The organism is Streptomyces sp. a15 (assembly GCF_059026085.1).
In genome coordinates this window covers 211,130-222,905 of record NZ_JBWLKM010000007.1, presented here as the reverse complement: position 1 = coordinate 222,905, position 11,776 = coordinate 211,130, and the positions used below count along the sequence as shown (strand labels likewise).

The window sequence follows — 11,776 nt, the reverse complement described above, 5'->3', positions numbered from 1 at the left end:
TGAACCAGATCGTGCGACACGAAGTCGCTTGAGAAGAGTGGTATTCACCGAGGAGGTTCGACTGATGTCGAAGGTGTAGGACCCGAGCCAGTGCGCAGGGCTCGTTCCCGCCTCAGCGTGCGTTGCGAGTAATCGCGGGGTGCGAAGCCTGAGGAACTGCCCAAGGATCCTCGTTCCATCCGGGGGTTACAGGCTGGGAAATGCCGGACGGGTGAATGCGAATGAACCCTTGATGATGCCTCGTCATGAACACTCTCGCCGATGGGTTGTTTCAGCGGGAGATAGGGACTGGCCGTTGTAAAGCGGCAGGCGCCGACTGGAGATATCTGACCGGTCGGGAGTGCACCGCCGTCCCCGGGGTGCAGAGGGCACCCTCCCCGGCAGCATCTCTCTCATGCGGAACGTGACAACCCCGATGGAGTCCAGGCCATGCATTTGTGGTCTGGTAAGCCGACCGCAAGGAAGGCCCAACTCTCCAGCGGGCGCAGGAAGACCCAGCAAGCGAATGCCGGTCGCCGAAAGGCAGCAGGAAACCGGGAACCACATGCCGACACCTTCGTCGGTGGTCCCCGCATAACTGGCCGGATAGGGGCTGATGCCCCGACCTGAAAGGGTGCTGACGTGGGTCTGGTGAGCTTGTGAAGGCACGATGACCGAAGACACCGGAACCGAAGGGCAAGTTGGACGCCATGACGATTCAGACGGCCGACGCGGCGCAAGCCGCAGCGACCGCCCCCGGCATGACGAACGGACCTGAGGACGAGATCACCGACTGGCCGTCGATCGACTGGCGGAGGGTCGAGGACGACGTACGGCGTCTGCGGCAGCGCATCTTCACGGCATCGCAGGCAGGAGACCTGGCCAAGGTCAGGAATCTGCAGAAGCTGATGCTCCGCTCCCGCGCCAACACACTCGCGAGTGTGCGGCGGGTCACGGAGGTCAACGCTGGCCGCAAGACGGCGGGCATCGACGGGAAAGTCGTCCTGCTGCCCCAGGGCAAGGCCGAGTTGGCCGACTGGGTGCAGCATGACGCGGCCCCGTGGAAACCCAGGCCCGTCAGGCGGGTGTATATCGCCAAGGCGAATGGAAAACAGCGTCCGCTCGGAATTCCCGTGATCGCCGACAGATGCCTCCAGGCTCTGGCGCTGAATGCATTGGAGCCCGAGTGGGAGGCACGGATGGAGCCGAAGGTCTACGGTTTCCGTCCCGGTCGTGGCTGTCATGACGCGATCGTGGCCATCCACACGACGGCGAGCGGCAAGAATGCCAAACGCCTGTGGGTGCTCGACGCCGACTTGAAAGCGGCATTCGACCGGATCGACCACGAGCACTTGCTCACGTCACTGGGTTCCTTCCCCGGAAGGGGAATGATCGCCGGGTGGCTGAAGGCGGGTGTGGTCGAGGAAGGTTGGTTCGCCCCCACGGTGGAGGGAACTCCCCAGGGCGGGGTGATCAGTCCCGCGCTGTTGAATATTGCTTTGCATGGAATGGGAAAGGCCGCTGGAGTCCGCTACCAGACTCTCGGCAGTGATGCCGTGATTTTGGCGCGTGACTCCCCGGTTCTGGTCGTCTATGCCGACGACCTCCTCGCCCTGTGCCATTCACAGGAACAGGCCGAGGAGGTCAAGGCGCGACTCGCCGTGTGGCTCGCGCCCCGGGGACTTGCCTTCAACGAGGACAAGACGCGCATTGTCCACCTCGACGAGGGCTGCGACTTCCTGGGGTTCAACATCCGACGCTATCGCGGAAAGCTGCTGACCAAGCCGAGCAACGCGGCCCTGCGGCGGATCCGGGAACGGCTCGCCGCCGAGATGCTGGCCCTGCGAGGGGCCAACGCCGACGCGGTGATCGCCAAGCTCAACCCGATCATCAAGGGCTGGGCTGCCTACTACCGGATCGGGGTGTCCAAGCGGGCATTCAACTCGCTGGACGCCTACGTGTGGAGGCTGGTCTACAAGTGGGCCAAGTTCTCCCACCCGAACAAGTCGAAGCGCTGGGTGACCGACCGGTACTTCGGCATGTTCAACCCGTTCAGGCAGGACAGGTGGGTGTTCGGGGACCGCACCAGCGGTTTCTACCTCTACAAGTTCGCCTGGACACCGATCGTCCGGCACCGGATGGTGCCAGGAAAGGCGTCGACCGACGATCCCGCCCTGGCCGACTTCTGGGCCAAGCGGCGTCGCCGCGGCAAACTACCGCTGGGCAAAGGCACCCTGCATCTGCTGCAGAAGCAGGACGGCCGATGTTCACTCTGCGGAGGGCTGCTGCTGCACGCCGACCACGAGCCGCAAACCCCCGACCAGTGGGAACAGTGGCTCAAGGTCACCCGCACGGCGATCCGCAAACACGCGATCACCGCCGATGCAGGCAACGGCAAGCCGGACAAACCCACCGCCCCGCGACTGATCCACACTCACTGCCACCGTCGGCTGACCACCGGCATCGGCAAGACGTCAGCACTTTTGACCAGCCCGCGAGCCATAGAGCTTGCTTGAGCCGGTTGCCCGGAAATCGGGCACGGCCGGTTCTGAGGGGGGACCGCTGCAGCAATGCAGCGGTCCTACCCGACGAGACCTGGTTCGGAATCCTGACCCGGCAGTCGATCCGCCGCGGCACCTTCGCCAGTGTCAACGTCCTGATCACACAGATCCACAACTACATCGACTCCTGGAACTCCGAAGCCAGGCCCTTCACTTGGACCGCGACCGCCGACGAGATCCTTGCGAAGGTTCGCCTCGTCCAGACCAACATCAAGAAGCTCGTCGCAAACAACTCAAAGTAATGCAAACGGGATCACGAGACAACTAGGAGGTGTCGCCATGAGCGACGCAGAACCGATTTCCGAGGCCACGCCGGCCGACCCCTCCGATTCCATTAGGGCTGAGGTCGAGCGGGAGTATGCGGGAAAGCTGGCTCGGGCTGAACTCAAGGGCCATGCCGCCCAGGCCGGGATCAATCTCCCGGACGGATTCACCGATTACCTGGATGCTTCCAAGTTGCTTGGCGAAGACGGTATGCCTTCGGCGAAGGCAATTGATAAGGCCCTGGCGCCTTTCAAGTCCAGTGAACCGAAGTTCCCTCAGCTTGTCGGCACAGGGCACAATCGCGATGGCAGCCCGATTCCGGAGCGTCGCCGTCTCTCTCTCGATGTTCGTAAGCGATAATTAGGAGTACTTGTATGAGCTTTGCCTATCAGCAGCCCGGCACCACGACCTTCATTCCGGAAATTTGGGACGCAGAGCTTCTCGTCGCCTTCGATCCGCTTCTTGTCTGGGCCTCCCCTATTTGCTCTAACAACAAATATGAGGGTGAGATTCGAAAGAAGGGCGATGTTGTCCACATCAACAGCCTTCTTCGGCCAACCGTGGGTGACTACACGATCGCTGACGGGATGACGGCCCAGCGGCCGGAAACTGTCGACCAGAAGCTCACCATTACTGAGGCGAAATATCTTCAAGTTCTCGTCGAAGATGCGGAACGGGTCCAGCTCGCTGGGGGCCTGAGCTCGCCGATCAATCAGCAGATGATTCGTGCCCTGGCCCGTGAGGCCGACACATTTATGGGCAACATCATCGTCACCGGGGCAACGGCGCTTCCGGCCGTCGTGCCGACTGCCGACAACATCCCCCAGAGCCTCTACAGTGCGATCCTGGACATGATGCTGGCTCTGGACGACAACGACATCCCGACGGGCCGTTACGTCGTTGTCTCGCCGCGCGTGAAGCGATACCTCATCGAACACCCCGCCGTGGCTAACGCCGCTGCGTATGGCGAAGGGGGCGTGACTGCAAACGGTGTCGTTGCCCGACTCGCCGGGTTCACCATCTTGACCACTACGGCCATGCCTGCCGGTGCCGACATCGTGGCCGGTCACTCGGAGTTCTCCACCTATGCAAGCCAGTTCACAGGCTTCCGTGAGGGGCAGTCGGAAAAGTACCGGGCTGACTACATCGACACCCTGCACCTGTACGGCGGCAAGATCGTGCGTTACCCGGAGCTGGACACCAAGAAGGTCGACAGCACCTTTGATGAGTCCAAGCCGACCAAGGGAATCATCAAGGCCGCTGTCACGTGGCCCTCTGCCTAACCTTGATTAGTTCGGGCCCCTGCTGATGCGGCGAGCGGGGGCCCGTTCTTTTTACTGTCCGTCGATCAGAAGCCTGCGCCGGCCGTCGACCGCACGTAATGGAACCGGAGGACCTATGCCAAAGATGCGTAACCCGAACTCACCGCACAGCCGATATCAGGGATTGCTGGAGTTGCCCTGGGAGCACGGTCTACCAGTGCCGGATATCCCAGCCGGTAGGGAGTGGACAAGTGCTGAGCTTGAGCAGTGGCGGCAATGGTGGAGCAGTCCGCAAGCTGCTATGTGGGACGAGTCATTCATACCGACCGTGGCTGTGATGCTCACCTACTTCGGAAAGATCCTGGACAGCACAGCAACCAGCACACACCAGATGGAATACCGACACCTAGCGGGGTCATTGGGGCTGACTGCCGAGGGAATGAAGCGGCTTGGATGGACTTTCCCGGGGGATGTGCGGTGAGCGCGCGGAGAGCGGCCAAGGCCGGGGCAGCCGCGCATGACGGGCTTCACCGGACCGGCGTGGAGTGCCCTTGGGATGAGCGTCAATGTTCTGACTGCCTCCAAGAGTTCGCCGCCCATGTGGGCTGGTTCCTTACGAAGGAGGCTAGGCCCTGGGCTGATGACGTGATCCACGATCCGGACCGGTGTGCACAGTGTCGGTGGTTGCCCTAGCCGACGTCAGCCTTGATGTTGGCCACTGCGTCGCCCGTGGTCCCGCATGCAGGCCCAGTCCACGCACTTCTCGCAGTGTCGGCACTCGGTGCGCTTACTGTCGGACGGCAAAGAGACTCCGCAGTCGGCGCACTTCTTTTCGCTGGCGGTTGTGGGCTGGTCACTCATTGATGTGGGCTCCTCCCCTTGGGCTGCACATCCTACCAACACGATTAATCGGCAACCCGTCGGCTCTGCGATTAGATATTTTGATTGCCAAACGCCGTTCTAGAACGGCACCCCCGGTGGGTCCTATTCCTTTCTAATTAGAAATTACCCCCGCCATTCATAAACATTTGAGTAATGCTTCAGTTATTTGTTAGTTACCGTTCCGTGATGGGAGTGAGGAAGAATGGAGGTCAAGCGGGCAGCCGTAGAGCAACGCTCCGGACGCTCGCTGAGACCTCCGCCCTAACAAAGGAATGCAGCGCTATGCGTAAGACCGTGCTCATGCCCGTGGAAAAGGTTCTGTGTGACGCTCACATAGCGCGTGATGGCAGTGAGGAAGAAGCGGGCACGACTCTTATCCTGGGCGCGCACACATGGGACCTCTGCCTTGAACACGACATCCTGTTCGGCAGGTACCTGATGGACGCTCTTGGTGTGCCTGGGACTGCCAAGGGTGCGCCGGTTGAGCCTGGGCCGGTTGTTGAGGCTGCCCCGGAGCCGGAGCCGGAGCCGGAGCCGGAGCCGGTGGGGGAGCCTGCACCCGAGCCTGTTCGGTCCGTGATGATCGCTGGTGAGGTGCCGGGTTACGAGTGGGACGACGCACGGGAAGCGGTGCGGAACCTCGGCTATGACGTGGTCGGCCGTGCGGATGACAGCACGGTCCTGCTGATCCTCGGAGAGGGTGGCGATCGAAACGCCACCAAGCTGCGGGACGCATCGGAGCGTGGCATCCCGTGCATGGACGTGCGGGAACCTGGACGCTTCAAGTCGGCTGTTCGCTCGGGTGAGTTGGGCGGTGGCGACCCGCTTCCGGAGCCGCCAAGGTTGACCGCTCCGGGATGAGCGAACGTGAGCGGAACCGTGCCGTACGGGCCTGGGCACGGGACAACGGCTACGCAGTTCCCACCAAGGGACGCATCCCCATGCATGTCCGTCACGCCTACGAACTGACCCACCGGGACGCATCCGAGGGAAAAGCGGCAGCGGCCTAACCGCCGCCCCCGCCGTGCCGGGCGTCGAGCGCGCCCGGCCTCCCCGGCCAGAGGCCACCCAACCAACCCTTTTCGAGATAGAGGCAGCATGAGCACCCCCGTTCTGTACGGTCCCATCGGTCGCGCGGTCCGCAAGATCGCTCCCTTCCTGGAAGCGGACCCCCTGGGGGTGTATGTGGCTGCCCTGTCCATGTGGTCGGCTGCGATCGGTGGCACGGTCAAGGTCTCGTCCCGTGGCAGTGGTCGGCCCGTGCTGCTGTGGTCCGCCCTGGTGGCCGGAACGGGCAGAGGCAAGGGAACCGCCCTCCGGGCCGCTCATCACGTCCTGGACAAGTCCCTGGGCCGTTTTGTTGCCACGCACACCACATCCGGGATCACGTCCGGGGCAAGCATGGTGAATCACCTCTGGGAGCAGCAGGAAGCGACCGCCGAGACCGAGCATGGGCGGGACGTCCGCAGTTTCGTGTGTGAGGAAGAGTGGTCAGAAGTACTGCGCAGAGTGAAGCGGGATGCGTCGTTCACGACCAAGCTGCGGAGCGCATGGGATGGTGCAACGCTGCGGAACACCACCAAGGATGAGGCGCAAGAAGTACGCGACCCTGCCATGGTCCTGCACTGCCACGTCACGCCCTCCGACTGGACCAAGTACGTGGGCGAGTCGGAAGCGGCGGGCGGCTCGTACAACCGCATTCTTCCCTTCCTGCTGGGCTCTGTGCCCCTGCTGGATGACGACCGGGTGAGCCTGCCCGAGGTGGACGGGAGGGACCTGTCCGACGCATACGGCTGGGCCACTGCACGGCCGCGCGTGATCACGCTTGCGGAAGACGCCCGGCCGCTGTGGCGGACCGTGCGCCGATACGCCCGCATCCTGGGCGAGACCCTGCCCGAGGGACAGGCCGTGTTCATCGAGCGGACCGCAGAACAGACGCTCAGGGTTGCGGCCTGCCTGGCAGCCTCCGAGTGCTCCGAGACAGTCACGGAAGAGACGCTGTCGGCCGCCTTCACCCTGGTCCGCCGGTCAGTACAGGACGCCGTGCGCATCACCAAGGGCGCCACATCTCCGAAGGTGCAGCGACAGCCGCTCAGCCTTGAGGACAAGGTGCGGGCCCGGATCGAAATGCACGGAGGACGCGCCACGTCCTCTCAGGTACTCCCGTACGTGGGAGCGACGGCCGCCGAGGTCAAGGAACTGCCCGGAATCGTCGTGACCGTGGAACGGGTAGGGAAGACCGGCCGACCGGCCACCGTTTTCTCACTCCGCGGTGACACTTCCGGTGACTCTGTGCCGCAGCCGGCCAGCACGGACAGCGACAGGAACCGGGACACTTCCCGTCACGCAGAGGCGCAGCCGGCCAGCGCGGAGCGTGAGGAGAACCGCGCACACGTCGTTCGCCTGGACGCCTACCGTCCAGCACCCAAGCAGACCCCCAAGCCTGCGCCGGAACCGAAGCGGTCGGAACCGCACGGGGACTCCAATCCGTTCCTCGCACTGCTCTAATCAACCAAATAAACCGCCCCGACCGCATGGTCGGGGCTTTCTTCGTTTACGGGACGGTGGCGAGGTGTCGAATCGTTGTTATCCCTTTTCCTTCTCAATCGACTTGAGGCCCTGGTATGCCTCCCGCAGGTCTACACTCTCGGGGAGTTGCCGAGCCTCAACAGCCTTGACGACTTCCAATGCGCGCCAATGATTTGAGGGAACTACCCTCCCGGACAGAATGGCTTTCTGCGCCGAATCACATGCTTCGTCGAGCCGGTCTGCCTTGAGAAGAACCAAAGCCAGATCGATATTCGCGGAAGCTACACGTCGTGGCCACTGGCTTACGTCGTCACTCGGACTCAGCCTCTTGATTACTTCCCTGGCGTAAGGTTCGGCCGCTGAATCACCGAGCCATGCAAGTGTCGTAGCTGTATAGGACAGAGCCTTTCCAGGGTCATAGCGGTAATGGTGCTCTGGTGTATCGATGGAACCGATAGCGGCAGAGAGATCCTGTACCTGTTCAACGGCTGAGTAGGTCTCTTTCCCGTTGCCTAGCCGTGCGCTTGCTCGGCCCTCTTGCGCTGTAGCCTGAATGATTGCGGAGCCATCAGCGGGAGCTATCTCCTGCGCGGCTCGGGAAAGGTCAAAGGCTTGAACGTAATCCCCATCGGTGAGGACCCGCCAAGCCTCGGTCTCATAGCACCATGCCTCAATCTCACGGTGTCCGGCTTCCCTGGCAAGCGTTGCGGCTGTCTCTAGAAGAGCCGTAGCGGCACCGTCTTGCATAATGTCGATATGGGCCGTTGCCCCGAGCAGAGACAGCCAGCCCCCGACGACCAGCAATCGACGATGTTGCGAAAGGGTCTTCCGGCCATCGAGCAATTTTCCGACGTAGGCAGAGTGTTTGCGTACCTGCCTCAGCAAGTCTTCCGGCTTGGCTTTGGGATAGGCCATGGCCAGACCATCAAAGGCACGCTCTAGACGCTCAAGGGTGGCATTCCCTACGTCGCTGACCTGTGCGCGTCGAGCCAATTCCCAAGCGTCCATCTCATCGTCATGAGTGCCGCTGTCTTCTACTTCCAGGGTTAGACCGAGGTATTCGTTAATGGCTTGTGTCAACTCAGAAGAGGGAGCTTGTTTCCCGTTGAGTACCCGGCTCAGATAGGCAACGTCGTAATGGAGTTCCTTGGCCGCACCTCTCAGGCTCTTCCCCTGTGCCTTGAGTGCCGTCCGTACCTCAGACCCGAAGTCGATCATGGTGCAGCTCCCGTTGACTGTTGACTGCCATCGTAGTCAACGCCGGTCAACTGCCCTATGCATGCGCGGAATCGGTTGAGTAGACAGACGCAACAGAAGACCCCCGCGACGGGCGAACGTCCGGGGGCGTGGCCACCAACCATCAAGGGGTTGACGACAGTGCCCAAAGCTACCGCCAGACCGCCCGAGCGGCACGAGCGGGCGGAGGCTGAGACCGACGCGCCCAGGCTGCCAGAGGGGTGGAAGCCGTTTGAGTCGGCCCCTGCCAGTGACGGCACGCGGTACTGGTATGCAACAGCGCCGTTCTCTGCGGAAGCGCTCAGGGAGCAGTACGGCGACGAAGCGGCCGGACTGGTTCAGACGGTCGACGGCCCTTCCTGGCAGCGCCTTTGTGCCGAGGCTTGGAGTCAGGATGAGCAGTACAAGCGGCTGACTGGCGGTGAGGCATGACGATCCCCGCGAAGCGCGCAAGTACTCGTGTGAGCGCCCTGCCCGACCCTGAGCTAGTCAGTGTGGTTGAAGGCTCAGGCGACGGCTGGTGGGAGGAGTACGGCGGCACCCTTGACCCGGCGTCCGGCGTGATTGCCTTCCCGCCCAACTCCCTGCCCCTCTGCCCGTTCCCGTGTGAGCGCTGCGCCCAGCGAAAGGGGACGTGACCCGCACCCCACGGCATAGGTTGAGTCAGGCACGCAAGCGCCCAACGCGCTTGCCCTATCGAAAGGGTGCGCATGAAGCGAATCATTGCCCGAGTGTGGAAACTCATTCGCGGCCCTCTGCAATGGCGCGTCCTATGGTTCGCGCACGCCAAATTTATGATTGGCGTGACGGGCGTAGTACGGAACGAGACGGGGGAAGTCCTACTCCTCAAGCACCGAATGTGGCCCGCAGACCGGCCATGGGGACTTCCGACCGGCTACGCAATCAAGAGCGAGGAGTTCCCGAAGACCATCGTTCGAGAGGTCCGGGAAGAAACCGGCCTTGAAGTCGTTCCGGGGCGACTGGTTCAGGTAACCAGTGGCTACAAGCTTCGCGTGGAAATCGCATATGAAGCGCTTCACATTGGTGGAACTCTCAAGCTCGACGGCTTCGAGATTCTGGAGGCGAAATGGTTCAGCCCGGACGCACTCCCGGAGGGGATGCAAGAGTCTCACATTCAGCTCATCAAGAAAGGTGCGGCGACTTAACGGAACTCGCCCCGAATGAGTCCGTAACCGGCGCTAAGGCAATGGCGGCGCTGGCGGCCTTGCGCGCCGACGCGTCCCCGCTCACGGGAAAGCACCCTGACCACGTGTTCCGGCCCTTGTCGGAAATGATCAGCTGGTGGGCGGCAGACGGCATCGACACCACGCCTTTCCATTCGGGCGTCGAAAACGCCAAACGCCGGTACGCCGGGTACGGGCTGACGAAGATACTGCCGCTTGACCGCGTGTTGGTCGGCTGCGAATCCTCGCGGGTCGGTGCCTTCGGTGGATTCCACCACCCGGACCAGGGATACCGGCATCTTCAAATGGTGGCCGTCATCACCATGTACGGGCCTTTGGAACGCCGGAATCCCGAGCGCCCCACGCTGGCCCTTCTCGATCTACTGCGTGCGTACGCGCATGACTGCCTTCACTATGGGTCGCGTAGGCGGTACGTGGAAGTGGCAGGGGTGCCCGTCCGCACTCAGTACGGAATCAACTACCGCCGCACAAGCGGACAGTCCTACTCGGCTGCCGACCAGCGCGGAAGCCACCACACGCGGAACCTCGGAATCGTCATGGAAGGCGCGTGCGACAAAGAGGCGCGCGCCATCACCCGGCAGACAGCAGAACGCTTCGGCGTGACGGAACCCTCAGACGTTCTCGGCGCACTCGCGTTCCGGGACGTGACGGGGACGCTGAAGACAGAGGACGCCGGGCGCGTGGTGGCCGTGCCGGAAAGCGAAGAGCAGACTCGATACGCGGCGGCCCTCAGTGGCTATGAGAAGGGCGTCAATCGCCGGTACACGCACTTCCTTGATGAGTTCGCCCCTGGGGAAGAGAGAGAGTGCCACATGCTCCTTCTCGCGGCCATCATCAGCGGTGACGTGACGGCGCTCGGAACGTGGCTGGACGAACGGCACGGCCCCGGCACCTTCACGGGCCTGTTCCGAACGCCGGGGTACTTCGACTCCGGCCTGACCGCCTGAGCGGTCCGTCGGCGGCCCCGTCCGTGCGTCCCTCCCCCGTGACGCATGGGCGGGGCTCTTCACTGCTCAGACCCGGTTGGCCACGTGACCAACGCATGACCAACAGCGGCCAGGAACGGGCAGAAACAGCAGGTGAGCATGGCCAACCCCCGCAGCCTCAATGGGAGCTCAGAGGGTATGTTTCCGCAGGTCAGCTAACTAATGAGCTGGTGCCCGAGTGGAGAGTTCAAGTCCCCCCTCGGACACCGCATGAGACATGACACCCCTGTTCACCGGGGGTCTTCTGCTTTTCCGGGTGCTCCCGCGCGCAGTCCGTCCATGACGAGGTCCAGCAGTCGGGCGGTGCGCGTGGGCCAGTCTCCGCGGGGATCGATCTGCCAGAGGCCGGCTATGGCGAGGAAGAAGTCGTCCGCGGTGACTCCCGGGCGGATGGTGCCGGCCTCCTCGCTCGCGCGGAGCAGCAGTCCGGCCGCGGCCGTGATGGGGGCGTGGCCCGGTTTCGCCGGGCCGTCCGATGCGCTGACAGCCCGCCGGATCGCTTCCGCCATGCCGGCCTTGGCCATCGCGAACTGGGCCAGCCGGTCCATCCACTCGCGCAGCGCCCGGTCGGGCGCGTGCGTCATGAGCAGCTGGGACGCGGCGTCGGCGACCTGCTGCATCTCGTAGCGGTAGACCTCCAGGACGAGCGCCTCGCGGTTGGGGAAGTTCCGGTAGAACGTGCCCTGTCCGACGCCCGCCTTCTTGGCGATCGCGCTCAGCGGGGCGTCCGCGGAGTGCGTCAGCTCGGCCAGCGCCACTTCCAGGATGCGCTCGCGGTTGCGTTGCGCGTCCGAGCGCAGAGGCGCGTCCTTCTTCTGCTGCACTCGTCCTCCCGGTGGGCGCGGCCGAAAGCCGTCCTTGCTGACCGGACA

General features: G+C 63.1%; 12 protein-coding genes. 10 read left to right on the top strand and 2 right to left on the bottom strand.

Features of this window, described 5'->3' with window-relative positions; translation table 11 throughout:
• Nucleotides 1-689 precede the first annotated feature (689 nt).
• The 7 genes from ltrA to AC5P09_RS11095 all read left to right on the top strand — a co-directional run bounded on the left by ltrA (nt 690) and on the right by AC5P09_RS11095 (nt 7,456).
• Nucleotides 690-2,495 carry a group II intron reverse transcriptase/maturase gene (ltrA, locus tag AC5P09_RS11125; protein WP_493873690.1) on the top strand — a complete coding sequence of 602 codons (1,806 nt, stop codon included), beginning with the start codon at nt 690-692 and terminating at the stop codon, nt 2,493-2,495.
• Complete coding sequence (locus AC5P09_RS11120; protein ID WP_493873689.1) at nt 2,492-2,782, top strand: integrase core domain-containing protein; 291 nt, start codon at nt 2,492-2,494, stop codon at nt 2,780-2,782. The genes ltrA and AC5P09_RS11120 overlap by 4 nt, the downstream gene beginning before the upstream one ends.
• Nucleotides 2,783-2,819: 37 nt before the next feature.
• Nucleotides 2,820-3,164, top strand: coding sequence for a hypothetical protein (locus AC5P09_RS11115; protein ID WP_493873688.1), 345 nt, complete (start codon nt 2,820-2,822; stop codon nt 3,162-3,164).
• A gap of 14 nt (nt 3,165-3,178) precedes the next feature.
• Nucleotides 3,179-4,087 carry a phage major capsid protein gene (locus tag AC5P09_RS11110; RefSeq protein ID WP_493873687.1) on the top strand — a complete coding sequence of 303 codons (909 nt, stop codon included), beginning with the start codon at nt 3,179-3,181 and terminating at the stop codon, nt 4,085-4,087.
• A 1,143-nt stretch (nt 4,088-5,230) separates the two neighbouring features.
• Nucleotides 5,231-5,809 (top strand): hypothetical protein, encoded by a 579-nt coding sequence (locus AC5P09_RS11105; protein WP_493873686.1) that lies wholly within the window; start codon nt 5,231-5,233, stop codon nt 5,807-5,809.
• Nucleotides 5,806-5,958, top strand: coding sequence for an Lsr2 family DNA-binding protein (locus tag AC5P09_RS11100; protein WP_493873685.1), 153 nt, complete (start codon nt 5,806-5,808; stop codon nt 5,956-5,958). Before AC5P09_RS11105 ends, AC5P09_RS11100 begins: the two co-directional genes overlap by 4 nt.
• Before the next feature lie 88 nt (nt 5,959-6,046).
• Nucleotides 6,047-7,456, top strand: a complete 1,410-nt coding sequence (locus AC5P09_RS11095) for a DUF3987 domain-containing protein (RefSeq protein ID WP_493873684.1) — start codon at nt 6,047-6,049, stop codon at nt 7,454-7,456.
• Nucleotides 7,457-7,534: 78 nt separating this feature from the next.
• Here AC5P09_RS11095 and AC5P09_RS11090 read toward each other — a convergent pair whose 3' ends face one another.
• On the bottom strand, nt 7,535-8,695 hold the full coding sequence (locus tag AC5P09_RS11090; protein WP_493873683.1) for a helix-turn-helix domain-containing protein: 1,161 nt from the start codon (nt 8,693-8,695) through the stop codon (nt 7,535-7,537).
• Between the two features lie 150 nt (nt 8,696-8,845).
• Between AC5P09_RS11090 and AC5P09_RS11085 the strand changes: the two genes are divergently transcribed.
• The 3 genes from AC5P09_RS11085 (at nt 8,846) to AC5P09_RS11075 (ending at nt 10,865) form a co-directional block, all read left to right on the top strand.
• The gene (locus tag AC5P09_RS11085) at nt 8,846-9,145 is read left to right on the top strand and encodes a hypothetical protein (protein ID WP_493873682.1); all 300 of its coding nucleotides are present in this window, start codon (nt 8,846-8,848) and stop codon (nt 9,143-9,145) included.
• A gap of 278 nt (nt 9,146-9,423) precedes the next feature.
• Entirely contained in the window at nt 9,424-9,879 is a 456-nt protein-coding gene (locus tag AC5P09_RS11080; RefSeq protein ID WP_493873681.1) for an NUDIX domain-containing protein, read from the top strand.
• A 41-nt stretch (nt 9,880-9,920) separates the two neighbouring features.
• Nucleotides 9,921-10,865 carry a hypothetical protein gene (locus AC5P09_RS11075; protein WP_493873680.1) on the top strand — a complete coding sequence of 315 codons (945 nt, stop codon included), beginning with the start codon at nt 9,921-9,923 and terminating at the stop codon, nt 10,863-10,865.
• 269 nt (nt 10,866-11,134) lie between these two features.
• Here AC5P09_RS11075 and AC5P09_RS11070 read toward each other — a convergent pair whose 3' ends face one another.
• Nucleotides 11,135-11,728 (bottom strand): TetR/AcrR family transcriptional regulator, encoded by a 594-nt coding sequence (locus AC5P09_RS11070; RefSeq protein WP_493873679.1) that lies wholly within the window; start codon nt 11,726-11,728, stop codon nt 11,135-11,137.
• Nucleotides 11,729-11,776 lie beyond the last annotated feature (48 nt).